The organism is Dactylosporangium sp. CA-139114 (assembly GCF_050955725.1).
Classification (GTDB): Bacteria; Actinomycetota; Actinomycetes; order Mycobacteriales; family Micromonosporaceae; genus Dactylosporangium.
On record NZ_CP192080.1, the window covers coordinates 6,746,453 to 6,771,115 of the forward strand.

At 73.2% G+C, this 24,663-nt stretch carries 24 protein-coding genes; 12 read left to right on the plus strand and 12 right to left on the minus strand.

Annotated elements, in window-relative coordinates:
* Positions 1–6: 6 nt before the first annotated feature.
* Positions 7–1,191, plus strand: a complete 1,185-nt coding sequence (locus ACQP2P_RS29940; RefSeq protein ID WP_433606403.1) for a Clp protease N-terminal domain-containing protein — start codon at positions 7–9, stop codon at positions 1,189–1,191.
* Here ACQP2P_RS29940 and ACQP2P_RS29945 read toward each other — a convergent pair.
* Positions 1,176–3,842 carry an ATP-binding protein gene (locus tag ACQP2P_RS29945; protein WP_433606405.1) on the minus strand — a complete coding sequence of 889 codons (2,667 nt, stop codon included), beginning with the start codon at positions 3,840–3,842 and terminating at the stop codon, positions 1,176–1,178. The genes ACQP2P_RS29940 and ACQP2P_RS29945 overlap by 16 nt on opposite strands.
* A gap of 578 nt (positions 3,843–4,420) precedes the next feature.
* Here ACQP2P_RS29945 and ACQP2P_RS29950 point away from each other — a divergent pair.
* From ACQP2P_RS29950 to ACQP2P_RS29960, 3 genes are all read left to right on the plus strand, one after another.
* Positions 4,421–4,912 (plus strand): hypothetical protein, encoded by a 492-nt coding sequence (locus ACQP2P_RS29950; protein ID WP_433606407.1) that lies wholly within the window; start codon positions 4,421–4,423, stop codon positions 4,910–4,912.
* 614 nt (positions 4,913–5,526) lie between these two features.
* Positions 5,527–6,282: a DUF6928 family protein gene (locus ACQP2P_RS29955; RefSeq protein WP_433606409.1), complete on the plus strand. Its 756-nt coding sequence runs from the start codon at positions 5,527–5,529 to the stop codon at positions 6,280–6,282.
* A gap of 113 nt (positions 6,283–6,395) precedes the next feature.
* The gene (locus tag ACQP2P_RS29960) at positions 6,396–7,400 is read left to right on the plus strand and encodes a hypothetical protein (RefSeq protein ID WP_433606411.1); all 1,005 of its coding nucleotides are present in this window, start codon (positions 6,396–6,398) and stop codon (positions 7,398–7,400) included.
* A gap of 14 nt (positions 7,401–7,414) precedes the next feature.
* On the opposite strand, the gene ACQP2P_RS29965 is transcribed toward ACQP2P_RS29960, so the two are convergent.
* Positions 7,415–8,374, minus strand: coding sequence for an NADP-dependent oxidoreductase (locus ACQP2P_RS29965; RefSeq protein ID WP_433606413.1), 960 nt, complete (start codon positions 8,372–8,374; stop codon positions 7,415–7,417).
* Between the two features lie 97 nt (positions 8,375–8,471).
* Between ACQP2P_RS29965 and ACQP2P_RS29970 the strand changes: the two genes are divergently transcribed.
* Together ACQP2P_RS29970 and ACQP2P_RS29975 are read left to right on the plus strand one after the other, a co-directional pair.
* A complete protein-coding gene (locus tag ACQP2P_RS29970) occupies positions 8,472–9,050 on the plus strand; it encodes a TetR/AcrR family transcriptional regulator (RefSeq protein WP_433606415.1) in 579 nt (192 codons plus the stop codon).
* 3 nt (positions 9,051–9,053) lie between these two features.
* A complete protein-coding gene (locus ACQP2P_RS29975) occupies positions 9,054–9,425 on the plus strand; it encodes a VOC family protein (RefSeq protein ID WP_433606418.1) in 372 nt (123 codons plus the stop codon).
* 53 nt (positions 9,426–9,478) lie between these two features.
* On the opposite strand, the gene ACQP2P_RS29980 is transcribed toward ACQP2P_RS29975, so the two are convergent.
* Positions 9,479–9,625, minus strand: coding sequence for a hypothetical protein (locus tag ACQP2P_RS29980; protein ID WP_433606420.1), 147 nt, complete (start codon positions 9,623–9,625; stop codon positions 9,479–9,481).
* A gap of 176 nt (positions 9,626–9,801) precedes the next feature.
* Here ACQP2P_RS29980 and ACQP2P_RS29985 point away from each other — a divergent pair, with 176 nt between their 5' ends.
* Both ACQP2P_RS29985 and ACQP2P_RS29990 read left to right on the plus strand, forming a co-directional pair.
* Positions 9,802–11,697, plus strand: coding sequence for a glycosyl hydrolase family 18 protein (locus tag ACQP2P_RS29985; protein ID WP_433606422.1), 1,896 nt, complete (start codon positions 9,802–9,804; stop codon positions 11,695–11,697).
* A 93-nt stretch (positions 11,698–11,790) separates the two neighbouring features.
* Positions 11,791–11,970, plus strand: a complete 180-nt coding sequence (locus ACQP2P_RS29990) for a hypothetical protein (protein ID WP_433606424.1) — start codon at positions 11,791–11,793, stop codon at positions 11,968–11,970.
* Between the two features lie 90 nt (positions 11,971–12,060).
* Here ACQP2P_RS29990 and ACQP2P_RS29995 read toward each other — a convergent pair whose 3' ends face one another.
* The 3 genes from ACQP2P_RS29995 to ACQP2P_RS30005 all read right to left on the minus strand — a co-directional run bounded on the left by ACQP2P_RS29995 (position 12,061) and on the right by ACQP2P_RS30005 (position 15,226).
* A complete protein-coding gene (locus ACQP2P_RS29995) occupies positions 12,061–12,348 on the minus strand; it encodes a YggT family protein (protein WP_433606425.1) in 288 nt (95 codons plus the stop codon).
* A gap of 88 nt (positions 12,349–12,436) precedes the next feature.
* Positions 12,437–14,068 (minus strand): methyl-accepting chemotaxis protein, encoded by a 1,632-nt coding sequence (locus tag ACQP2P_RS30000; RefSeq protein WP_433606427.1) that lies wholly within the window; start codon positions 14,066–14,068, stop codon positions 12,437–12,439.
* A gap of 66 nt (positions 14,069–14,134) precedes the next feature.
* Positions 14,135–15,226 carry a diguanylate cyclase domain-containing protein gene (locus ACQP2P_RS30005; RefSeq protein ID WP_433606429.1) on the minus strand — a complete coding sequence of 364 codons (1,092 nt, stop codon included), beginning with the start codon at positions 15,224–15,226 and terminating at the stop codon, positions 14,135–14,137.
* Positions 15,227–15,366: 140 nt separating this feature from the next.
* Here ACQP2P_RS30005 and ACQP2P_RS30010 point away from each other — a divergent pair, with 140 nt between their 5' ends.
* The 3 genes from ACQP2P_RS30010 (at position 15,367) to ACQP2P_RS30020 (ending at position 19,007) form a co-directional block, all read left to right on the plus strand.
* On the plus strand, positions 15,367–16,728 hold the full coding sequence (locus ACQP2P_RS30010; protein WP_433606431.1) for an extracellular solute-binding protein: 1,362 nt from the start codon (positions 15,367–15,369) through the stop codon (positions 16,726–16,728).
* Positions 16,729–16,960: 232 nt separating this feature from the next.
* Entirely contained in the window at positions 16,961–17,902 is a 942-nt protein-coding gene (locus ACQP2P_RS30015; RefSeq protein ID WP_433606433.1) for a hypothetical protein, read from the plus strand.
* Between the two features lie 52 nt (positions 17,903–17,954).
* Positions 17,955–19,007, plus strand: a complete 1,053-nt coding sequence (locus tag ACQP2P_RS30020; RefSeq protein ID WP_433606435.1) for a glucose 1-dehydrogenase — start codon at positions 17,955–17,957, stop codon at positions 19,005–19,007.
* Here the strand turns inward: ACQP2P_RS30020 and ACQP2P_RS30025 are convergent.
* The 4 genes from ACQP2P_RS30025 to ACQP2P_RS30040 form a co-directional block, all read right to left on the minus strand.
* Positions 18,991–19,323, minus strand: a complete 333-nt coding sequence (locus tag ACQP2P_RS30025; protein WP_433606436.1) for an STAS domain-containing protein — start codon at positions 19,321–19,323, stop codon at positions 18,991–18,993. The genes ACQP2P_RS30020 and ACQP2P_RS30025 overlap by 17 nt on opposite strands.
* Before the next feature lie 107 nt (positions 19,324–19,430).
* Positions 19,431–20,495: an NAD-dependent epimerase/dehydratase family protein gene (locus tag ACQP2P_RS30030; RefSeq protein WP_433619317.1), complete on the minus strand. Its 1,065-nt coding sequence runs from the start codon at positions 20,493–20,495 to the stop codon at positions 19,431–19,433.
* 12 nt (positions 20,496–20,507) lie between these two features.
* Complete coding sequence (locus ACQP2P_RS30035) at positions 20,508–20,777, minus strand: BatC protein (protein ID WP_433606438.1); 270 nt, start codon at positions 20,775–20,777, stop codon at positions 20,508–20,510.
* A gap of 65 nt (positions 20,778–20,842) precedes the next feature.
* Complete coding sequence (locus ACQP2P_RS30040) at positions 20,843–21,247, minus strand: DUF6158 family protein (RefSeq protein WP_433606440.1); 405 nt, start codon at positions 21,245–21,247, stop codon at positions 20,843–20,845.
* 54 nt (positions 21,248–21,301) lie between these two features.
* On the opposite strand from ACQP2P_RS30040, the gene ACQP2P_RS30045 reads away from it, so the two are divergent.
* A complete protein-coding gene (locus ACQP2P_RS30045; RefSeq protein ID WP_433606442.1) occupies positions 21,302–22,123 on the plus strand; it encodes a transglutaminase-like domain-containing protein in 822 nt (273 codons plus the stop codon).
* A gap of 466 nt (positions 22,124–22,589) precedes the next feature.
* Here ACQP2P_RS30045 and ACQP2P_RS30050 read toward each other — a convergent pair whose 3' ends face one another.
* Positions 22,590–23,507 (minus strand): DUF3500 domain-containing protein, encoded by a 918-nt coding sequence (locus ACQP2P_RS30050; RefSeq protein WP_433606444.1) that lies wholly within the window; start codon positions 23,505–23,507, stop codon positions 22,590–22,592.
* A gap of 172 nt (positions 23,508–23,679) precedes the next feature.
* Positions 23,680–24,369 (minus strand): TetR family transcriptional regulator, encoded by a 690-nt coding sequence (locus tag ACQP2P_RS30055; RefSeq protein ID WP_433606446.1) that lies wholly within the window; start codon positions 24,367–24,369, stop codon positions 23,680–23,682.
* Positions 24,370–24,663: the final 294 nt, after the last annotated feature.

The window sequence follows — 24,663 nt, forward strand, 5'->3', positions numbered from 1 at the left end:
GACGATATGGACGTCGTGGGGGTACGGCCGGGTCGTGGTCTTGTCGGGACACTGGAGGGTGCGTACCGGCAGGCGGTCCGTCACGGGCAGGCCGTGGTCAGCTCGGCGGAAGTGCTGCGGCACGGTGCGCCGCGGGTGCCGGAACTGGGCCGGTTCCCGCCACTGCGGTCTCGCGACTGGCGGCAGGGCCGGGATTTGATCGACGACGACCGGCCTTGGCAGCGGTCCCGACTGTTTCCCGCCTTCGACCAGCAGGTGGCCGTGTTCGCCGACGGGGCGCTGCGAGAGGCGGCCCACCTCGGCGGTCCCGGCGTCGCCGTGTTCTCCCCACTGGTCCGTCACGCGGTCTACGAGGCCGTCCACGAGGCGAGCCGCCGTGACGGCGTGCCCGCCGGCGCACGTCACCTGCTTGCCGCGATCTTCGCCGAGCCGGGCAACGCCGCCGCCCAACTCGCCGGGCAGATGTGGGTGGTCGGTCACGACCGCCTCGCTCTGGACCGGCAGGCAGCCAGGTACCGCGCCGGCGACGACCCACCGGAGTGGGCACCACAGGCGCTCAAGGCGCTGCACGTCCTGCCGTCGAACGCGCCCCGCACGCTGCAACCGCCCTGGAGAGCCGCCGTAGCGGCCGGCCTGTACGTCAGGCTACGGCGACCCTTTCTTCGGCACGGAGCCCGCTACGGCCACCCCATCCTGGAACTCATTGAACGCGACGCCGGCAGACAGGCCATCCGCCTCGGACACGCCCACACCGGGACCGTCGACCTGCTCCTGAGCATGCTGGACCTGCACGAGCAGCTGCACGCCGCGGGCGCGGTGCTGCCGGAACCGGTCGCCCGCCACAACACCGCCGGTCAGATCCTGCGCGAGCACGGCGTCACCCTGCTCGCCGCCACCATGGCCGCGGCCCAGTCGGCGCCCGTACCCCAACCTGTGCCCGACCCGGCAGCGGTACCCGCAAAAGGCTGGCCGCGGGAGCGGAGGACTCGCCGCCCCACGCCGCCGCTGGACGCGGGCGCATTGCGCGCGCTGCGCTCGGCCAGCACGGGGGCTCGGCAGGCGGGTGATCCCTTCGCCGGCACAACACACCTCTTGGCGACCATGCTTCGCGACGGCGACGACCCGGCCGCCGGCCTGCTCCGCAGGATCGGCGCGGACCCGGAAACAATCGCCGGTCACGCATCCCCCTGAGCCGATCCGCCTACCGCGACCGCGTGGTCCAGAACGCGGGCGACGGTATGCAGGAGCTGCTGGGCGCTGACCGGTTTGGTGAGCAGGGTCGCGCCGGTGGGGATGGTGCTGCGGGTGGCGAGGATCGTCTCGGTGTATCCGGACAGGTAGACGACGGGCAATCCCGGATGCGTGCTGTGCAGGGCGGCGGCGAGGGCGGGTCCGTGCATGTCGGGCAGGATCACGTCGGTGAGCAGCAGCGCGATCCCGGGGTGTGTCGCGGCCGTGCGCTGGGCATCGGTACCCGTGGCGGCAGACAGGACGGTGTAACCGGCCTGGTTCAGGATGCGTTCGGTGATCGCACGGAGGCTGTCGTCGTCCTCGACGAGCAGGATCGTTTCACCGGCGCCTGACCGCGGATGTTCCGCGGGTGTGGTGTCCGGTTCGGCGAGGTCGTCGGTGGCGGGGAGCAGCGCTGTGATGGTGGTGCCCCGGCCGGGTTCGGAGTAGATCTGGGCGTGCCCACCGGCCTGGGTAATGATGCCGTAGATGGTGGCTAGGCCGAGACCGGTGCCGTGGCCTTTGGGTTTCGTGGTGAAGAAGGGTTCGAAAGCCCGCTCCAGGGTGGCTTTGTTCATACCGGTACCGGTGTCGCTCACCCGCAGCTGCATGTACCGCCCGGTTCGCACGCCGGGGTGCTGGGCGGCGTAATGCTCGTCGACGGTGACCGGTGCGGTCTCGATGCTGAGGGTGCCGCCGCCGGGCATGGCGTCGCGGGCGTTGACCGCGAGGTTGACCAGGACCTGCTCGAGGCGACCAGGGTCGGCTCTGATCGGCCACGGTTGCGCGGTGAGGTGCGTGGTGAGGGTGATGTCCTCGCCGAGGGCGCGGCGCAGCAGGGTGTCGAGGTCGATGACGACGGTGTTGAGATCCAAGGTGCGGGCCTCGGGCGCGGGGTCGGCGCGCGCGAAGGCCAGCAGTTGGCGGGTGAGGGCAGTCGCGCGGTCGCCTGCGGCGACGATCTCGGTGAGGTCGGCGTGCAGCGTGCGCCAGGCGGGGTCTGCTGCGGCCACCGGTTCCAGGTCCGCGGCGGCCATGCCGGCGTAGCCGTTGATGATGCCGAGGAGGTTGTTGAAGTCGTGCGCGACACCGGCGGCGAGCTGGCCGAGGCTCTCCAACCGGTCGGACTGGCGCAGCCGCCGTTGCAGGTGCTCGCGTTCGGTGACGTCGGTCATGACGGCACAGCGGACCTTCCGCCCGGCGAACGACGTCAGGTAGGTGGTGACGCTTACCTCGGCGATCGTGCCGTCGTGCTTGATGTGGCGTTGCGGACGGTCGCGTTCGACCGGCTCGGCTGCCGCCCCGTCGGCGCTTGCCTCGTCGAGATCGTCCGGTGCGAGCAGATCGGTGTAGGCCATCGTGAGGAGGGCGTCGCCGGACCGGCCGTAGTAGGCCAGGGCGGCCGCGTTCGCGGCGACGATGTCGAGGGTGTCGACGTCGAACAGCACGATCGGGTTCGGGCTGGCGTCGAACATCTGCCGGTAGTTGCGTTCGTGTTCCCGGGCGGTGTCCTCTGCGCGGCGGCGTTCGTGCAGTTCCCGGTCGACAGTGGCCAGCAGCGCGGTGAACTCTTCGCCGAGTTCGGCGACCTCCCGTGGGCCGGTGACCGCGACGGTCGTGTCCAGGTTGCCGGAGGTGGCGGTGCGCACCGAGCTGCGGAGGTTGGCGATCGGGGCGGTGACGCGTCGCTGCACGACCATCGTGGCCAGGAGCCCCGCGAACAGGCCGAGCGCCACGATCAAGGCTTGGCGCCGTGCCAGCCGATCGGCGTCCGCCAGCGCAGCGGACCGGTCTGCGCCGGCGAAGACCTGCCAGCCGGTGCCCTCGACGGCCGCCTGCCCATACAACCGGGGCAGCCCCGTCACGTCGACGCCGGCGCCGGTCGTCGTGAGCCGGGCGTGGCGCACCTGAGTGCCGGCCCACCGGAGTCCGTCGGGCCAGCGCGTCAGCACGGCGGTGCGGCCCTCGGCGGTGATCAGCAACTCGAGGTGGCGGGCTCCGCCGAACAGTCTGCCCGCCGCCGCGCCGAGTGCGGGCAGGTCGACGAATGCCGCCACCAGTCCGAGTGCGGGGATTACGGCGGTGATCAGAAAGGCGGGACGTCCGGTGCGATCGTCGCGGACCGGGGCGAGGACCTGTGGTGTACGCACCGCATTGGACAGCCATGAAGACCCGGCGTAGGCGTTGGCCGGTTTGCCGGCGGAGAGTGGCGTGGACGAGCACACGACGGTCCCGTCGGGGCGTAGGACGTCCAGGTGCCCGTCATCGGCGCCGCCGAGGGAGAACGCCAGCCGGCAGTCGCCTGGGTCGGCGAATACCTGCGCTACGCCCGGGCTGGACGCGACGGAATCGACGCTGCTGCGTACGGTCGCGAGGCTCTCGTCGATCTGCCGCGCCGCCAGGCCGGCCGCCATCGAAGCGTCCGCCCGGGCAGCGGACACGGCGTCGTGCCGGGCCTGCACCCAGCCGGCGGAGATGCCTGCCCCGGCAGTCACGACGAACAGCACCAGCAACCCGATCAGATAGGACCGCAACGGCCATCGCCGCCGGCGGCGTGCCGGCTTCGCGTGTCGCAGTGGGTCCGCTACCGTGCCGGACTCCGGCGTGCTCATGTGGCGGCTACCTTCCTGGCATCTGTGCCGGGCCGCCGACCGGCTCCGAAACGCCAGATACACAGAGCCGGACCGCGGGCCGGTCACCACCGCACCAAAGGTGCGCCGACACGTACTCCTCCAGACGCTACGCCGTCGGGCCCGCCGGCATAGCCGGAATCAGATGCGGACAGGCGAGGAAGGCTACGCCGATGGATACTCGTGGTGCCAGCGCATGCGGAAGTCGTCGCAGTGACCAGATTGAACCGCGATCCGCCGACTACCGTGCAACACATCGGGCCCGCCGCTCCGGCAGCGCAACCGCCGCTCCGGCGTCGGACACCGAACGCCCGCGGCGCGCCGGCTCGGTCTGCTCGGAGAGCTGGCGCACATCACAGCGAGACCGTTCACCATGGTGCTTCGCCACGGGCAGGGCCAAACCGAGCACGGCGCACGCTCATGGCCGCCGACCCTCGGCCGGCGCGGGTCGGCAGGTCCGTGACGAGTGCGGTCGCAGCCTTGGTACCGCAACGGGTCGCCGGTCAAAAAGGCGACCGAGCCGCGGCTCCAGTTCGTTCGTCTGCCTAAGCTCCGTGCTCATGCGTGCAGTGAAGGTTCTGACCACCGCGGTTGCCGGTGCGGTCGTCGCCGGTGCCGTCCTGGGTGCGTTGTCGCGGGTGTTCATGCGACTCTTGACGCTCGCGGCCGGCGGCGCGCCCGGGTTCAGCTGGTCAGGGACGTTCTTCATTGTGCTCATCTATGTCGTCGCTGTGGCGCCGGCGGCGCTGACGGCCGCGTTCACAACGGGGCGGTGGCGGTGGCTCGCCGCGGTGGCCGGGGCGGCGTTGCTGATGGTGCCCGCCATCGGCGTCTCCTCCGAAGAGATCGGCGACGTGGAGGGGATCTCCGCCATGGCCTGGATCGGCCTAGCCGCGGCGTCGGTCGCCGTGTTTACCACCGTGTTCGTCGCCCCGGCGGCGGCCATCTGGTTGGTGGATCGGCTCAAGGGTCGTGCGCCCGTTGTCGGCTCCGCGCGGCAATCACCCGAACCCGCCCTTGCGGGTGCGTCCAGCAGTTCGGCGACGCCGTGATCGCGGCCGTTCGCACCTCGTCGTCAGGGTCGCCGAGCAGCAGCGCCACGGTGTGGTAGAACTCCGGCCGCGTGGCAAGCACCGCCTGCGCCGACTCCAGCCGGCCAGACGCTGTTGGAGCGCGTCACTGTGTCCCACATGTAGCGCACCGCGGCGACACGCGACTGTGGGTCTGGATCGAGCAGCGATCGGGTCGGCGACCGCGCAGTTGCGTTGGAGCCGGATGATGCCGTACTACACCGCGTCACGATGTTTCCGGAGCTGACCAGTGTCCGCGCCGAGGTCCGCGGCGGCGATTTCGGCGTGCTGGGCTGCGGAGGCGAAACGGAGTTCCACCACTCGCTCCTCCGCTCCCCGGCATTCCGCGACCTACAGATCGTCGCCGCCGAAACGAGCGTGCGGAAGCGTCCGCCGACGACGCTTCCGCGCCGCGATCGAGGTGCCGCCCGACGTCAGCCGGCTGGCGCGCACCGAGGTACCGGTGTACGCCCGCGCCGAATCGTTTGCGAACGGCCGCGAGCGCGTCGAGCTGGTAGCGCGTAGCCGCCCCTTGTCGAGGCGTCGGCGACCGGCCGTAGCCTGTGGAGATCATCCCGGCGGGAGGCGAGGGTTCGATGGGCGCGAAGACAGCACTGCTTGCTTTCACCGATGGTGACCTTCGCCCCGCCCTGCGAGGCGCGGTCTGCTCGGACCCGGCGCAGGTCATCGACCTCGTGCGCGGGCTGCACCCCGGCTACGAGGTGACGGCGATCGGCGACGGCTCGCTCGGCGACTTTGCCTATCCGCCAGACGATGCGAGTTACGCGACCGTCCTGGCCGGCGCCGAGCTGTTCTGCGACCGGCGACTCATCTGCGACCGCCCGTCGCAGGTGCCGGACCGCCTGCTCGAAGCCGGTGCCGGCCGGCGGATCATCATGCACGGGATGCACTCAGCCTCCGACTGGCTGTGCTTCGCCGTGTGGGACAACGGCGACCTCGTCCGCTCGCTGAGCGTCTCACCGGACGGCGGCATCGGGGAGAACATCGGCGAGCCATTCGAGTTTGAGCTGCCCTACTGGGCGGGTGCGCATCCGGTCGAGCCGACGTTTCCCGGCAGTGGCCCGTACCCGCTGCCCTTCCACCCGCTGGAGCTGGGGGAAGACGCCCTCCGCGCGTTGTTCGGTTTCATCCTCGAGGGCCGCCCCGACCCGGACGACATCGACCCGTTCGACGTGCACCTGCACGCCTTCCGGGTCGCCGACCCAACCGGTCGAGAACAGGCCGAACGCGAGGCGCGGATGCGACGGTTACTCCAGATGACGCGACCACCGCGCCGCTATCGCTACATGCCCGACGGCTCGCTCCGCGAAATCAGCAACGACGAAGCCTGACGCCTGAGGCCGATGCTCCAAACTGCCCGCCGCGTACGAAGATAGACGGCCGGGGAACCGTCGGGGGCGCCGGCCGCGTCCTACCGGGCGAGTCATCCGGAGATGGGGGAGTCATGCGACGCTCGGCCGCGGCCGCGTTCACGCTGCTGGTCCTGACGATGTCCGCCTGTGCGGCGCGCAACCAGGCGCCGCGGGAGGTGAGCGCCTCCGCCGGGCCGGAGGTGAGCGCCTCCGCCGGGCCGGAGGTGGGCGCCTCCGCGGCGCCGGAGGGCTGGCGATGGGAGTCCTACGGCGGGATCGAGATCGCCGTGCCTGGGAGCTGGGGCTGGGCCAACGGCAGCCAGCGACTGCACGCGTGGTGCATCACACGAGCGGACGAGCTCGCGCGGCCGGTGGTCGGGCGCCCCGGTGCGGTGGCCACGGTCGGCTGCTGGGTCGGGGGCTCACCCGACCCCATCACGCTGGTCCGCAAGACGGGTCAGCTGGTGACCTTCGACCGCACGACCGAGCCGCCCGGCATGCGGCAGGAGGGCGACCAGACGGTCGTACTCCGCGACGGTGTCATGATCACCGTCAACGCGCCCCAGGAGGTGCGGCAACGCATCGTCGGCACGATCCGCCGGGTGGACGTCGACAGCTACGGCTGCCCGGTCGAGCACCCGATCGGCCTCCACCCGCAGCAGCGGCCGCGCAAGCCGGTGGACGTGGCGTCGCTGCGGGACGTGGCGAGCGTATCGGCCTGCAAGTACGAGGTCGCCGGGGGATCCGGCAGTTCGAGCCCGCGCCTGGTCTCTTCGCTGCGACTGGACGGCTCCGCGGCTGCCGGGGCGGTCCGCGAGATCGCGAAGGCGCCGGTCGGCGCGGGTCCCAACGCCCCGCAGACCTGCTTGCCGGAGGTCTCCTACGGCGACGAGGCCATCGTCCTGCTCGTCCGGTCCGCCGCCGGCCCGACCGAGATCCTGCTGCGGTACGACGGATGCGACCACAACGGGTTCGACGACGGCGTCTCCGTCCGGACGCTGACCGCCGCCGCGGTGGCGCCTCTGATCGCCGGTCCCAACGTGGTGTTCAACTTCTCGGGACCGCAGGAGAAGCTGCCGATCCTGCGGCCGAGCTGACATCCCGTGGGCGGCTAGAGGTCGATGACGACCTTGCCGTGCACGTGCCGGCCGGCCTGGAGCTCCACCGCGGCGCGGATCCGCTCGACCGGGAAGCCCGCCGCGATGGGCACACGGAGCCGGCCCGCCGCGATCAGGCGAGCAATCTCCTCGATGGCGCCGGGGGCGGCGTTGGCGCCGTTGGCGGGCGTGATGCCGTCGATCTGTGCGGCGATGGTGGTGATGCGCTCGTCCGGGACGCCAAGTGCCCGTGCCGCCTGCGCCGTGTCCGTCCCGTACAGGTCGACGGCCGCGGTGACGCCGTCGGGAGCCAGGGCGCGGACCCGGTCGGCGAGACCGTCGCCATAGGCGACCGGCTCGGCCCCGAGGGCGCGCAGGGCATCGGCCGACGTCGGCGAGCCCGTCCCGATCACCCGCGCGCCCGCGAGGCGGGCGAGTTGCACGGCGAACACGCCGACCCCGCCTCCCGCGCCGCCGATGAGCACAGTGTCGCCCGGGCCGAGCTTGACGACGGCGAGCGCGGCGGCGGCCGTGCACCCTCCAATGGCGAGGACGGCGGCCGTGCGGTCGTCGACACCGTCGGGGGTGTGGTGCGCGTCGCCGCCCACCGCGATGGTCCCCGCCGCGTCGATCACCACGTGGTCGGCGACCGCGCGCGAGAGGACACCGCCGAACACCCGGTCGCCGGCCGCGAACCCGGTCACGCCGTCACCGACCTGGTCCACGAACCCGGCGTAGTCGGTTCCGAACCCGGACGGCAGGCTCAAGCCGAATCGGGCGGCGGTCTCCGGGTCGGAGGTCATGAACCAGTCCATCGGGTTCAGTCCGGCCGCGGTGACCCGCACGCGGATCTGCCCCGGACCGGCCTGCGGTGCGGGCACCGCGCGCACGTTCAGGACCTCGGGGCCGCCGAACGACTCGAGCAGGACCGCCCGGCTCATGGTCTCCGGCGTATTGGCGCTCGGTTGCTGCATGTTCACGTGTCTCCCTGGGCGGCGCACGACGGCGACGAGAAACGGACTATGCTCCGTTTACAACAGGCACCGTACCACAACCGGAGCGTGATCCGTTTTGACCGACGCCGAACCCCGCGCGCCGCGGGCGGATGCGGCGCGCAACCGCAACCAGCTGCTCGAGGTCGCGACCCGCGTGTTCGAGTCCGCCGACAGCGAACCGTCGATGCGCGCGATCGCACGCGAGGCCGGAGTCGGCATCGCCACGCTCTACCGGCACTTTCCCACCCGCGAGTCGCTCGTCGACGCGGTGTACCGGGATCAGGTCATGCGGCTCACCGAGGGCGCCCGCGAGCTCCTCGCCGAGCTGCCCCCGCCCGCGGCGCTCCGGCGCTGGACGGAGCTGTTCGGCAGCTGGATCGCCACGAAGAACGGCATGCTCGACACGCTGCTCGCGATGATCGAATCCGGCGAGATCGCCCATGCCCAGACCCAGACCGAGCTGCTCGCGGCCATCGACGAGATCCTCGATGCCGGCCGCGCGACGGGCGAACTGCGCGCCGACGTCACCGCCGAGGACATCGCCGCCGGCCTCATCGGCATCTTCACCGTGGCCCGCCCGCCCGAGCACAGCGCCAGGGCAAGCCGCCTGCTCAACATCATGTTGGACGGCCTGCGACCCACACGTACGGTGTAGATCATGACCAGCCGACTCGCCGTCATCGTCATCGACGCCATCGAGCCCCGCCCCGTCGCCGACTTCTGGTGTGCCGTGCTCGGATGGCGGATCGTCGAGCAGGAGCCGGACATCATCAGCCTGGCGCCCGCGGCCGGGGCCATGCCCGGCATCGACGTGGTCCGCGTGCCCGAGCGCAAGAGCGTCAAGAACCGTCTGCACCTCGACCTGCGCGCCGACGGCAGCACCCAGGCCCAGGAGGTCGAGCGGGTGCTCGCGCTCGGCGCCCGGCGCGCCGACGTCGGCCAGGGCCCGGACGTGTCCTGGGTGGTGCTGGAGGACCCGGAGGGCAACGAGTTCTGCATCCTGTCCCGGTCGGTGCAGGACCTGGGCTGATCAACCGGCGAAGGCCCGGCGCGACGAGCGCCGGGCCTTTCGCGTCTGACGGGTCAGCTGCCGGACTTCGGCTTCGACGGCTTCTGCGACAGCGCGCTGCCCGCGGCCTTCTTGTCCGCGCTCGTCGCCGTCGGGTCGCGCAGCACCTCGCTGGCCGCGTGGGCCGCCTGCTCACTGGTCTGCTTGGTGTTCTCGGCCATCGCTCCTCCGTAGTCACTCGATCCGTAGTCACTCGATCCGTCACGAACTGGATGCCCCGCAGCGCGGCGGTTCAATCACGCCCTTGTACCCGGGCATCGACCGCTATAAAATTCCGGAAAACAGTTAACAACCTTAACTGTTTATCTGGGAGTGCTCTCGGTACAGGAGGAGCGAGATGCGCAGACCCGGCCGGCTCATCGCCGCCATCGCAGCCACCGTGCTCACGGCCGCCGCCGCGTGGACCACCGCGACGCTGAACACCACGGCGCAGGCCGCCACGACCAGTGGCGGCGTCAAGTTCGCCTACTTCACCCAGTGGGGCATCTACGCCAACGGCTTCTACCCCAAGAACCTCGACACCAGTGGCATGGCGGGCAAGCTCGACTTCCTCGTGTACGCGTTCGAGAACATCAACCCCACCACGCTGAGCTGCTTCGAGAACGACTCCGCCGCCTCGCCCGACGAGAACAACCCCAACGCCGGGGACAACGCGGGCGACTCGTTCGCCGACTACGGCAAGTCCTACGGCGCCGACATCAGCGTCGACGGGGTCGCCGACACCTGGAACCAGCCCCTCGTCGGCAACTTCAACCAGCTCAAGAAGCTCAAGGCGAAGTACCCGAACCTGAAGATCCTGGTCTCGATCGGCGGGTGGACCTACTCGAAGTACTTCTCCGACGCCGCCTCGAGCGACGCGTCGCGCAAACAGCTCGTGAGCTCCTGCATCGACATGTTCATCAAGGGCAACCTGCCGGTCCGCAACGGCTTCGGCGGCCCGGGCTCGGCGGCCGGGGTCTTCGACGGCATCGACATCGACTGGGAGTACCCGGGGGCGGCCGGGCACACCGGCAACCACTTCAAGGCGGCCGACAAGCAGAACTACACGCTGCTGATGGCCGAGTTCCGGGCCCAGCTCGACGCGCTCGGCGGCGGCAAGAAGTGGCTCACCGCCGCGGTGCCGGCCGGCCAGGACAAGATCGCGCAGATCGAGACGAACAAGGTCGGGCAGTACCTCGACTACGCCAACGCCATGACCTACGACATGCACGGCGGCTGGGAATCGACGGGCCCGACGAACCTGCAGGACCCGCTCTACGGCTCGCCCAGCGACCCGAGCACCCCGGTCCCGCCGGGCAACGGGAAGTACTCGATCGACGCCGCCGTCAAGGCGTACACGACGGGCGACTCGGCCTACGGCATCCCCGGCGGATTCCCGGCGAGCAAGCTGACGCTGGGCTATCCGTTCTACTACCGCGGCTGGACCGGCGTCCCGGCCGGCTCGAACCACGGGCTCTACCAGACCGCCTCGGGCCCGGCGACCGGCCACGCCCTGTCGGGCAACGTCGCGGGCGTGTCGTTCTACAAGGAGCTCACGGGCTTCGTGAACAACCCGTCGTACACCTATCTCGACCCCGTCACCAAGGGCGCGTACTTCTACGACGGCACCACGTTCTGGGCCGGTGACTCACCGGCGTCGATCCAGCTGCGCGCCGACTACCAGCACTGCAACGGGCTCGCCGGCGCGATGATGTACTCGCTGGAGGCCCTCGACCCGGCCGCCACCCTGTTCAACGCGGTCGTCAACTCGACCAACGGGGCCACCGCGGGCTGCTCGACCTCGTCCCCGACGGCGTCGCCGTCGGTGTCGAAGAGCACCTCGGCCAGCCCGTCGGCCTCGGCCTCGCCGTCGAAGAGCCCGTCGCCGAGCCCGACCACCGGCACATGCTCGGCCGCGGCGTGGAACTCGGCCACCGCCTACACCGGCGGCGCGGTCGTGTCCTACAACGGCCACACCTGGACCGCCAAGTGGTGGACCCAGGGCGACATCCCCGGCAACAACAGCCAGGACGTGTGGACGGACAACGGCGCCTGCGGCGGCACGACGACCTCGCCGACGCCCACCGGCGGCACCGGCTGCACCGGCGTCGCGGCGTGGAGCTCGGCCACCGCCTACAACGGCGGCGCGGTCGTGTCCTACAACGGCCACAAGTGGACCGCCAAGTGGTGGACCCAGGGCGACATCCCCGGCAACAACGGCCAGGGTGTCTGGACGGACAACGGCGCCTGCTGACGGCGGCGCGACGACGGCGGCCCGGGACCGTGAGGTCCCGGGCCGTTGTGTCGTACCGGGCGGGGGACCGCCCGGGGCGGCATACTCGGGCTCATGACGGAACTGGAGCTCGACCCCGAGCAGTACCCGCCGATCGACCCGCGCGAGCCGGTCCCCGACGACCCGGGTGAGCTGCTGCCGGACACGCCGGACACGCTGCCGCCCGCGCCCGCCGAGCCGATGCCCGGCGACGGCGACCCGCCCCCGGACGGAGGCGTGCCCGAGCCGGCGTGAGACCGGGGCGAACCGCTCGGCGCCGCGCGCCGTCGCTGCCAGGTCCGCGGCGGGTCACCCCACCCGAACGCACCTCGCTCAGCATCACCCTCAGGAGAGCCAGCCGAGGATCGCCCGGAGCAGGATGACGCCGAGGAAGACCACGATGAACGCGAGGTCGATGCCCACGCCGCCGAAGCGCAGCGGGGGCAGGGCGCGGCGGACCGGGGCGAGCACCGGCTCGGTGACGCGCCAGACGGCGGCGATCAGCTTCGAGCGCACACCGCCCGGCGCCGACGGTCCGGCCAGCACCACGCTCCAGTCGAGGACGGCGCGGGCGATGAGCAGCAGCTGGAACACCAGCAGCGCCAGGCTCACGATGCCGAGGACGAGACCCACTGTTGACCTCCGTAGCGGAATGGGTGCGTGCTGCAAGGGTGCGTCGGAAAACTGAGAGCCCGCTGTGTGCCGGTCTCATCGGTGCTTCTCATCGGTACTGGAACGAGCCCGCGATCCCGCTGAGCTCCCGGGCCATCTCGGCGAGGCCGGCCGCGGCCCGCTGCGCCGCGGCCGCCTCGACCGTGGTGGCGCTCGCGTTCTGCGACGCCGCCGCGATCGTGTGCGCGATGTCCTGCGAGCCGTCGGCGACGTCGCCGACGCTGCGGCTGATCGCGGCGGTGGTGACGGACTGCTCCTGCATCGCCGCCGCGATCGTCGTCTGCGCCTGGGCCACGCGGGTGACCACGGCGGAGATGCCCTCGATGGCGGCCGCGGCCCGGGTGGACTCCCGCATGATCGCGGCGATCTTCGTGGTGATTTCCTCCGAGGCCACGGCGGTCTCCCGGGCCAGGTCCTTCACCTCGCTCGCCACGACCGCGAAGCCCTTGCCGGACTCCCCGGCGCGGGCCGCCTCGATCGTCGCGTTGAGCGCGAGCAGGTTGGTCTGCGCGGCGATGGCGGCGATGGTCTGCACGATCGCGCCGATCTCGGCCCCGGCCTCGGACAGCTGCGCCACCGTCGCCGAGGTCGCCGCGGCGTCCGCGACCGCCTCCCCCGCCACGGTCGCCGCCTCGCCGGTGCTGCGGGCGATCGCGTCGATGGCCGCGTTCATCTGCTCCGCGGCCGAGGCGAGCGTCGAGACGTGTCCCGAGATGCCCCCGGCGGCCCGGGCCACCTGCTCGGTCTGCCCGCTGGTGGTCGACGCCTGCCCGTCGAGGCGCCCGGACAGCGCCGTGAGCTCCTGCCCGGCGGCGGTGAGCGCGCCGGCCCGCTCGCCCACCTGCCGGACGGCCTCGCGGACCCCGGCGACGGCGGCGTTGAACTCGCGGGCCATGTCGGCGGCCTCGTCGCGGCCGTCCTCGGGCAGCTCGACGGTGAGGTTGCGCGCGGCGAGCTCGCGCAGGCCGCCGATGACCCGGTCGGCCGGGCGCACCACGCTCGCGGTGATGACGAGGGCGAGCAGCACCGCGACGGCGACGCAGAGGGTGACGGCGACGGAGATCGCGATCGCCATGGTGCGGCGGGAGTCGCGGGCGACCTGGGTGCTGTGCGCGGCGGCGGCCTCGGCGCGGGCGGTCACCGAGTCCACGAGCTTGCCGGTGTTCTCCAGGATCTTGTAGTACTCGTCGTAGCCCGCCCCGACGATCAGCGCGTTGGCCTGGGTGACCGACGCCGCCGTGCCGGTGCGGTAGAGCGTCACGACCTGCTGGTCGTAGGCGAGGAACGACGCGAAGCTGGTCTTGATCGTGGCGAACAGCTGCTGCTCGGCCCCGGTCAGCGCGCCGGTGTCGACCGCCGCGAGCTCCTGCCGCAGCGCCGAGGCCGAGGCGAGGAAGCCCTTGCGGTTGGCGGAGTCGTCCGCGGTCGCCGCGGCGCCGCCGAGCGTGGGCACGTCCCAGGCGTACGCCACCTGCCACCCGCTCACGTCGGCGTCGCGGAACTTCAGCTGCATCACCTGACGCGACAGCGTCTGCAGCCGGCCGATGCCGGCGCTCGCGTCCTCCTGCGCCGCCGAGCCCCGCTCGCCGATGACGGCCATGCCGGCGAGCAGGGCGCACATGACGGCGAAGGCGAGCGCCAGCCGGGTGCGGAGCCGGACGTGGCGGACGAGACGAACCATGAGCACCAGACTCCTACGGGCGAGCGCGAATACTGCGACGCCCCGAAGTTCGGCAGGGACACGAGGTTACCGAGCAGTCATGACGCAGGACACGGCGAAGCCGCCCTTGGTGGACTGCTTGACGCGGTACATGGCCTCGTCGGCCTCGCGCAGCAGGTGGTCGCCGGCGCCGTCGCCGACCTCCTCGGCGCTGGCCACGCCGACGCTCGCGCCGATGCGCACGGAGGTGCCGGCGATGTCGAACGGCTCGCCGAGCACCGCCACGATCCGCTCGGCCAGCGCGACGCCCTCGGGCTCGCCGCCGGCCAGCACGACCGCGAACTCGTCGCCGCCGAGGCGGACCACGGCGCCGTCCGGGGTGGCCTCCAGCAGCCGCCCGGCGACCGCGATGAGCAGCTCGTCGCCGGCGGCGTGGCCGAGGCGGTCGTTGACGGGCTTGAACTCGTCCAGGTCGACCAGCAGCAGCGTGTGCGGGCCGGCCGCGCCGGTGAGCAGCTCGGTGAGCGCGCGCCGGTTGCCCAGGCCCGTGAGCGGGTCGTGCGCGGCCTGGTGGCGCACGAGGGCCTCGTGCTCGGCGAGCGTGTCCAGCGCCTCCTGCTGCTGGTGCAGCAGCTCCTCGCGGGCGCGCAGCGAGGCGCGGTGCTCGCGCTCGAAGCGGTACAGCAGCAGCCCGATCGCGGCGACCGCGAACGCCATGGCCAGGATCAGCGTGAAGTCGGCCAGGCTCTTGGCCAGGTCGGCGTCGGCGGTCTCGGACTCCTCGAGCCGCTGCAGCGTGTTGGCGAGCACGACGAAGGCCGGGTCGGTCCGCTGCTGCTCCAGCGCGAGCGCCTCGCCGGTCTTGCCCACCCCGAGCAGGCCGAGCTCGTCGTCGAGCACCGCGTGGTAGCTCTCGACCTGCCGGCTCAGTGCCTCGGCCCCGGGCAGCCGGTCGAGGATGTCGCGCTCGCGCAGGCGGATCCCGCCGAGCTCCCGGGCGACCTTCACCGGGGTGTTGCGGCTGGCGAGGGTCTTCCACTGCAGCGAGCTCTCCTCGTGCAGCAGCACGTTGAGCTCGTTGAGCTGGGCCCGCGTGCCCTCGTGGGCGCGGCTGCGGCCGTGCAGCTCGATGTTGGCGACGGTGACCGCGGCCAGCAGCACGAGGGCGAGCGCCAGCACGCGTGGCCACCTCCACGCCAATGTGTCCCTCAGTCTCCCGCGCATGGTCCGACTATCGACCGCCACGGCGCCGACCTACGACTTTTCCGCCGGTCGTCTGGGCTCAGCCGGCCGGGCCGCCGGTCGATAGGACCGGTGTGATGAGGCGCACTGTGCTCAGGTCCGTGGCCGCCGCGACCGTTGCCGCCCTGGCGTTGTCCGGGTGCGCGAAGGGTGGCGGCGACGGCGGCGGGGCCGCGGACACCGTCGGCTACGCCGCGGACCGCCCGGCCGTGGAGCTCGAGTTCTGGTACATGCCCTACGGCGGCCCGATCCAGGACCGCGCGGTCATCCAGGAGACCGAGGAGTTCCACAAGGCGCACCCCAACATCACCATCAAGCCCGTGCGCATCCAGTGGAGCGACGCCCTCACCCGCCTCAGCACCGCCACGACCAGCGGCGAGGGCCCGGACGTCACGGTGCTGGGCACGACCTGGGTCGGCGGGTTCAGCGCCCTGCACGCGCTGCGGCCCTACACCGAGGCCGAGCTGGCGGCCGTCGGCGGCAAGGACGTGTTCGCGGCGGCCAGCTGGAGCGCCAGCCACCGCCTCGGCTCGGACGAGATCACCGCGCTGCCCTGGCTGACCGACGTGCGCGCCCTGTTCTACCGCAAGGACGTGCTCGCCGCGGCCGGGGTGGACCCCGCGACCGCGTTCACGGACTGGAACGCCTTCGAGGCCACCCTGAAGAAGATCAAGGACTCCGGCAGTACCGTCTGGCCGCTCGCGATCGGCAACGAGAACAACTTCGGCATCATCCACAACGTGGCCCCCTTCATCTGGGGCGCCGGCGGCGACCTGCTCGACGAGGCGGGCGACAAGTCGCTGCTGGACCAGCCGCCCGCCGTCGACGGCGTCGCCTACTACCAGCGCCTGGTCCACCTCTACGACGACCCCGAGGCGATGAAGCTGACCTCCAGCGACGTGCCGGAGGCGTTCGCCAAGGGCGTCGGCGCCATCACCATCGACAACTCCCAGTCGGTCGGCGACTACCTGGCCGACCCGGACCGGCCGGGGCTGAAGCACGGCTGGGGCACCGCACCCATGCCCGCGGGCAAGATGGGACGATTCGGCTTCTTCGGCGGCTCGGGCCTGGCGATCCTGAAGGCCGCGAAGCACCCGGACGCGGCCTTCGAGTGGGTGAAGTTCCTGACCGGCGAGGAGAGCCAGCGCCGCTACAGCGTCTCCTCGGGCCTGTGGCCGGCGCGCACCGAGGCCATCAAGGGCACCCGCCTGGAGTCCGACCCGGCGTACGCGGCCTTCCGCACGATGATCGAGGCCGGCCGCATGTACCCGTCGATCCCGGCCTGGATCGTGGTCGAGAGCATCATCGCCAAGGACCTCGCCGACCTCTGGCACGCCGAGCAGGCCCTGACCCGGGCCCAGGTCGAGGACATCCTGAAACGCACCACCGCCGACATCGACGAGGCGCTTCGGGACCCCGCCCAGACCGGCATCAAGTAGCCGGGAGCGGCATCGACGAAGATTCTTGGGCCGCCGTGTTTCGCGGGATCGGCGCCTGGGAATGCACATGGCACGCCGGCGCGACGAGGCACCGGCCGAAACCCCCCGCATTCGTACTGCCCTATCGACTGCGAACCGCGGGCGGAATCGAACACGGGAGCGGCGGATTCTGCCCGGGATCCGCCGCCCCATTCGTGATGCGGCCTTGATGCGGCCCTGCCATCGTGGTCCCATGCGCAATCGGGGGATCGTCGCCGCGGTGCTCGCCGCCGCGCTGCTGGCGTGCGCCGGGCTCAACGGACTCGTCACGCGGCTGCGCGTGCAGAACCTCCGGCACATCGGCGAGGTGACCGAGGTCGTCGAGGGCGCACGGCCCGGCACCGTGCTCGTGCGCACCGAGCGCTCCGGCCGCGGCGCCTGGTGGGTCGTCGACGACCGCGGCGAGGCCGTCGACGACGCCGACGAGCGGCAGGTCCACAGTGCGGCGATGGAGGCGGGCTGCGCGGCCGGCGCCTGCTACCGCGTGTGGCGCGGCGAGCTCAAGGTGCAGCGCAGCGACAACGGCGGCAGCGGCGCATACCGCACCGTGTGGGAGATCGGCGGCCCCGCCTACGCCGCGCTCGCCGACGGCTACCCCGGCCTCGGCGAGCGGGCCGAGCACCTCGCCTCCCGCTCGCTCGTCGCGCACGCGGTGCCCGGCGGGCACGTGCTGTTCGTCGCCAACGGCCGCGACGGGCTGCTGTACCGTGACGCCCGCGACGCCTGGCACCGGCTGGGCGCGCCGGACTCGGGCGAGGGCTGCTGCTTCTACACGCCGGTGCCGCGCCTGAGCACCGAGCCGGCCCCGTTCGACCCGACCTGGCCCGCGGCCGCCCTCGCCGCCGTCGTCGTGCTGCTGTCGGGCCTGCTGCGCCGCCCGCGCTCCCCGGCCGGCACCGCCACCGTGCTGGTCCTCGCGACCGCCGCCGCCTACGGTGCCGCGCTCGCCGTCGACGTGCCCGACGCCGGCATGTTGCCCGGGCTGCTGTGCGGCACCGTGTGGGCCCTGGCCATCGTCGCCGCCGGCTGCGTGCTGGCCCGCCGGCTCCCCGCGCACCTGCGGGAGCCGGCCCCGCGGCCCGCCGCGGAACCGTTGCCGCCCGGCCCGCACGCGGCCGAATCCGTCGCGCCCTAACCGGCCCGGTGGCGGGCGAGTGGGCGGCGGGCCGGGTGGGTACCACGGCCGCATGCGCGCATTGACCGTCGTTCCGCTACAGCCCGGCTCGGCCGAGGTCCGCGACGTGCCCGACCCGCAGCCCGGGGACGAGCGGCTGCTGGTCGAGGGCCTGGCCCTGGGTGTGTGCGGGACGGACCGCGAGATCGCCGCCGGCGAGTACGGCTGGGCGCCGCCGGGCCGCGACCGGCTCGTGCTGGGCCACGAGTCCCTCGGCCGCGTGCGGGAGGCCCCCGCCGGCTCCGGCTTCGCGCCCGGGGACCTCGTCGTGGGCATCGTGCGGCGGCCCGACCCGCGCCCGTGCCCCGCCTGCGCGCACGGGGAGTTCGACATGTGCCGCAACGGGGAGTACACCGAGCGGGGCATCAAGGAGCTGGACGGGTACGGCAGCCAGCTCTGGAGCGTCGAGCCGCAGTTCGCGGTCGCGCTGGACGCGGGCCTGGCCGAGACCGGGGTGCTGCTCGAGCCCGCGTCGGTCGTGGCCAAGGCCTGGGAGCAGGTCGAACGGGTCGGCGCACGCTCCTACTTCGCGCCGGAGCGGGTGCTGGTCACCGGCGCCGGCCCGATCGGGCTGCTCGCGGCCCTCCTCGGGGTGCAGCGGGGCCTCGACGTCCACGTGCTCGACCGCGCCGAGGCGGGGCCGAAGGCGCGGGCGGCCGGGGCGCTCGGCGCGACGTACCACAGCGGCCCCGTCGCCGAGACCACCGAGCGCCTGCGGCCCGACATCATCATCGAGGCCACCGGCGCCCCGCCGGTCGTCTTCGACGCGATCGCGGGCACGGCGGCCTACGGCGTGACGTGCCTGACCGGCGTCTCCTCGAGCGGCCACCGGATCCCCGTCGACCTCGGCCGGGCCAACCGGAGCCTGGTGCTGGAGAACGACGTCGTGGTCGGCTCGGTGAACGCGAACCCGCGGCACTACACCGCGGCGGCGCAGGCCCTGGCCGCCGCCGACCCGGCCTGGCTGGAGAGCCTGATCACCCGGCGGGTGCCGCTGGAGCGCTTCGCCGAGGCCCTCGAGTCGCGGCCCGACGACATCAAGGTGGTCCTCACGCTGGGCTCTTGAGCGCCGGCCCCAGCGCGTCGGGCATCTGCAGGACCGAGAGCAGCCGGCGCACGCCCGGCGGGGCGGCCAGCACCACGAACCGCTCGCCCAGCGACCGGCGCGTGCCGAGCAGCACGCTGAGGCCGGCCAGCGAGCAGAACGTGACCCCGCTCAGGTCGGCCTCGAGCCGGGCCCCGCCGTCACCCGCGGCGTCCTCGAACGCGCCACGGAGCAGGTCGGCGTTGGCCGCGTCGAGGTCGCCGCGCACCGCCATCCGCACGATGCGCGGGGACTCGCGGCGCACGATCGTCGTCATTTCCATCGTCTCGAAGCTCATGCAGCATCACCGCCGGTCACGGTAGGCCGTGCCGGCGGGCCGCAGTACCCCCTACGAGGACGCGAATCGTCGGACGGTCGACGTGCGGGGTCCCCCGAAGGGCCTACTCAGTAAGGGTTACCGGTGCCGGGCAGCCGTCCGCGCAGCAGCCCGCCCAGGCGCCCGGGGCTGCTCGCGCCACCGGAGAGCGGGGCGCTGCCGGCGTGGGCCCGGTGCGACATGCCGGCGGCGAGCTCGCGCAGGGCCTCGGACGCGTCGACCTCGGGCCGCCAGCCCAGCTCGGTCGCGGCCCGGGTGGTGTCCATCAGCGGCGCGGACAGCGCCAGCGCCACCCAGCCGGCGTCGACGGGCTGGAGGCGGGCGTGCCAGGTGGCGGCGGCCGCGGCGCGCAGTACCGCCGCCGGAATCGGTATCGTCCGGCCGTGGAAGAGCTCGGCCGCCAGCTCGGGCGTGAGGACCGGGTCGGCGGCGATGTTGTAGGCGCCGCGGGCGTCCGACGTGAGCGCGCGCACGTAGGCGTCGGCGACGTCGTCGGCGTGCACGGCCTGCAGCCGCAGCCGCGGGTGGGCGGGGATCACCGGGACGCGGCCGAAGCGCAGCAGCCGCACGGGGACGAGCGGGCCGAGGAAGTAGCGGGCGATCTCCGTGCCGGCGTCGCGCTGGAAGATCAGCCCCGGGCGCAGCCGCACCACCCGCAGCCGGTCCTCGGCCGCGTCGAGGAGCCCTTCGAGGGCGACCTTGTCCCGGCTGTACGACGAGGCGGCGACCCCCGTCGCGGGCCAGTCCTCGCCGACGCGGTGGTCCTTCGGGCCGGGCGCGTACACGCCGACCGACGACGCCGCGACGAGCGCGCCCACCCCGGCCTGGATCGCGGCGTCGACCACGGCCCGGCTGCCCTCCACGTTGGTGCGCCGCAGCACGTCCCGGTCGTGGCTCGGCTGGATCTGCCAGCCCAGATGCACCACGGCGTCCGCGCCGCGGAAGATGTCCGTCAGCGTGCCGACGGCGTCCGGGGCGCCGATGTCACAGGGGTGCCACACCATGTCGGAGTACTCCGAGCCGCCCGGAATCCGCCGCGCCACGCCGACGACGCGGTGGTCGTCGTCGGCCCGCAGGCGCCGCAGCAGCGCGGTGCCGGCGTTGCCCGACGCCCCGACCACGACCACGCGCATCGTCATCGCCTCCTACCGGGCCGCGCCGTCCGCGCCGCCGTCGTGGGTGCCGGGGTCCGCGCCGCCGTCGGCCGGGCCCTCGTCGCCTCCCTCGGTGGCGCCGCCGTCGGCCCCGCCGTCCTGGCCCTCGACGTCGGCGCCGCCGTCCGCGGTGCCCTCGCCGGTCCCCGCGCCGCCGTCCGCGCCACCGTCATGGGCGCTGGGCACGGCGCCCCCGTCCGCCGGCCCCTCGGCCCCGGCACCGGCGGGCGTGGTGGTGATGTCATCGTCGTCGAGCGCCATGGCGCGGCTCCTTCGGTCTGCGGCGGACGTCGCGGTCGGTCCCCCGATACCCCACCCGACCCCCGTCAATCGGGGCGAATCCGCTGAGGGTCGACGGCCCGGTCCGGGAACCGGCGCAGGTACTCGGCCTCGAGCTCGGCCGTGCGGCTGTCGTGGTTGGCGAGGGCCTGCACGGAGCCGTGCCGGAACGTGTCGTCGCGGGTCTCGTGCAGGTGCCGCAGCTCCCGCGACAGATCGGAGTCGTCCAGCGCCTGGGCCGGGACGCCACCCGAGGTGATGACGGGCGGGGCGAGCTGGGCGAGGGCCTCGCTCGCCTCGTCGTAGGCGTACTCCCCCTCCGGCAGCGTCTCCACCGCGTCGATGACCCCGGCGGGCGCGTCGACGGCGACCGCGTGCCGGTGGATCTCCTCGCGGGTGACCCGCTCACGCCCGGTATACACGGCGTCGAGCAGCTTCTCGACCTCGTCCATGCGGCCTCGGTACCCCCGATGGCGCCGATGCAACAAAGTCGGTACGGTGCGCCCGTGACGGACGTGACGGCGGGCTGTTCGCTCGCGTTCGATGTCGAGCGGGCGGCGGAGGTCGTCCTGCAGGTGGCCGCCGCGCGCCGCCCCGGGGTCAGGGTGCACGACGACCTCGGCGTGCGCCTCGACGGCGAGCCGGTGGCGGTCACACTCGTCGAGACCGGCGACGGCGGCCGCCTGCACGTGGTGCGCAGCGGGCCGGGCCGGCTGGAGATCACCTACGAGGCGCACGCCTCCCTCGCGGGCGAGCCGGCGCGGGTGACACCGCTGGAGCGGATCGTGGGCATGCGCCCCAGCCGGTACTGTCCCTCCGACCGCATGCTCGGCTTCGCGCTGCGGCAGTTCGGCCCCGTCGACCCCTTCGACGCCGAGGCGGTGGCCGACGCCGTGGCGCGGGTGGTGGCGTACGTGCACGAGCACACCGACTACCGGGCCGGGGCGAGCACCGGCTCCACCGACGCGGCGGACACGCTGCTGGCCGGCGCCGGGGTCTGCCGCGACTTCGCGCACCTCGTCGCCGCCCTGGTGCGGGCCCTGGACATCCCGGCCCGCACCGCGGCCGTGTATGCGCCCGGGCTGTCCCCGATGGACTTCCACGCCGTCGCCGAGGTGGCGATCGGCAACGTGTGGCGGGTCGTCGACGCGACGCGGCTCGCACCGCGGCCGAGCCTGCTGCGCATCGCGACCGGCGCGGACGCGGCGACGACGGCGTTCGCCACGGTGCAGTCGGGCCTCGCGGAACTGTCCACGATGGAGGTTCACGCGATCGCCGGCGGCGACCTGCCGTTCGACGACGGCACCAGCCTGGTCTCGCTCCCCTGACCGACGCGGGCGCACGGCGGGGTCGGGGTCGCCTCACCCTGTCGCCACCCACGGCCACCCGGCCGGCTCGTGGGGCGCGGCGCGGCCCGGCTCCTGGGGCGCGGCCCGGCTCCTGGGGCGCGGCCCGGCTCCTGGGGCGCGGCCCGGCTCCTGGGGCGCGGCCCGGCTTTTGGGGCGCGGCCCGGCTTTTGGGGCGCGGCCCGGCTTGTGGGGCGCGGCCCGGCTTGTGGGGCGCGGCCCGGCTTGTGGGGCGCGGCCCGGCTTTTGGGGCGCGGCGCGGCGCGATCTTCGACGGCGGCCTCTGCGCGGCGGCGCGGCCCGGCTCCACACGCGGCCGGGCTCGGCGCGGCGCGGCTCAGCCCGCCGCGGCTCGGCGCGACCTTCGGCGGCGGCCTCCTACGCGGCGCAACGCAACGCGGCACGGCGCGGCCCGGCGCGGGGCGGCTTGGGGCGGCTCGGGGCGGTGTCAGGTGTGCGGGTGCTCGGCCCGGTGCTCGCGCAGGAGGTCGCCGCCGAAGTCGGACTCGGGCCGACGCAGCACCGTGTGGGCGTGGTTGCCGTCGGCGGTCGTGTTGTCATACTCGATGAGCAGATCCGGCCCCTGCACCCGATAATAGTGGCGCCCGCCGCGCTCGGGTGGCCCCTCCCACGCGAAGGTGAGGGCGTCGCGGTCGACGGCGAGGCGGACGTCGGCGGGGAGGCGGTCGAGGTACAGGGCGACGAGCTCGTCCAGCCGCTCCCGGGCCAGCCGCGGCAGCTCGGCCGCGGGCACGCCGGGCGGCGGCGGCACCACGTCGGCGCGCGGGCCGCTGTAGATGTCGACCGGCGCCTCGGGCCGGCGCAGCACGTGCCCGCGCAGCGACTCGGGCAGCGCGTCGAGGAGCTCGAACGCCAGGTCCTCCTCGGGGCCGAGGGGGCGCAGGACGGGGCGGCCGCGGTAGTGCGTGGCCAGGGGGTTGGCGCCGAGGAACACCGGCGTCGGGGAGACCGCGTCGCCGTCGAGGGTCATGGTGACGGAGAGATGGTGACCCTCGAAGCGCCAGCCCCAGCGGCCGGCCGGGCCGGGCTCGCCGAAGACGATGACGCGGTAGTCGTTGCTGTGCCGCCCGCGGCCGTAGCCCTCCTCGCGGTCCAGCACCTCCTCGAGCGCGACGATGCCCATCGCCTGGGCGAACGCGTGCGGGCGCAGCGCGGTGGCGAGCAGCCGGTGGGCGGCCTTGCGCGCGCCCGGGTCCAGCTCGCCGAGCGAGACGCCGGGGCGCGGCGCGGGCCGGTACTCGATCCAGCGCCGCTTCGCCACGTCCCCGAACGGCGCGCGCACTCCGGCCGGCGCGGCGCGCAACAGCCGGGCGGCCTCGGCCCGCATGGCGGCGGCAGTGGTCATGGGACCAGTTCTACCCGAACCCGGGGAAGATCGGCTGCCCCGGCCAGCGCCGCGGCGGCGATCACCACCCGGACCCGCGAACGACCAGCCGCCACGCCCCGCTACGACCAGGCCGCCGGGGCCCGCGTGGCGGCGGCAGTCGTCATGGGACCAGTTCTGCCCGGACCCGCTTCTATGCGAACCCGCGGAAGATGGGCTCGATGGTCGCCGCCGCGATGTGGACGTCCGCGGAGACCAGGGTGCGCAGGCGGTCGGGCGGGTGGTGTGCGGCGAGGCGGCGCTGGAGGCTGGCGGCCTGCACGCGCCAGAGGCCGAGCAGCGCCACGGCCGCGATGTGGGCCGCCGGGGCCGGCTCGGGCGCGGCCGACCGGCCGGCGAGCAGGCGCGCGGCGGTCTCGGTGAGGCGGTCGATCATGTCGTGCTGGTGCGAGCGCAGCTCCGGGGTGCTGGTGCTCAGCTCGCGGAAGCGGCGGAGGGTCTCGCTCGCGGCGGCCGGGTCCGGCTGGCTCGCGAGCCAGGCGGTGAGGCCGTCCAGCTCGGTGTCGAGCACGGCGAGCGCGGCCGGCAGCGGCGGCGTGCCCGGGTCGGCCAGGGCCGTGCGCAGGGCGGTCAGGGTGTCGTCGAACCGGTCGAGCAGCAGCGACTCCTTCGTCGGGAAGTAGTTGAAGACCGTCCGCTCCGACACCCCGCACGCCTCGGCGATCTCGGTGACCCGCACGTCGTCGAAGCCGCGCTCCAGGAACAGGCGCGTCGCCGTGGCCGACAGCCGGGCCCGCATCTGCCGCTTCTTGCGCTCCCGCAGCCCCCCGGTCTCCTCCGCCGCGGCGCTGTCGGGCAGCCAGGTGACCGCCGTGTCGCTCATCCCGCCATCGTACTTCAGCCGCTGCAGAAATCCTGCTACCGTAAACTTGCAGCGACTGAAACACGCGCCTGGTTCGGCGAGAGCGACAACAGAGACGCGGCCGAGGCGGCGAGGAGCGACAACGAAGACGCGCCCCAGGCGGCGAACAGCAACAACGAAGACGCCCGCGACGACGAACAGCGACAACGAAGACGCGCCCGAGGTGGCGAACAGCGACAACGAAGACGCCCGCGACGACGAACAGCAACAACGAAGACGCCCGCGACGACGAACAGCGACAACGAAGACGCGCCC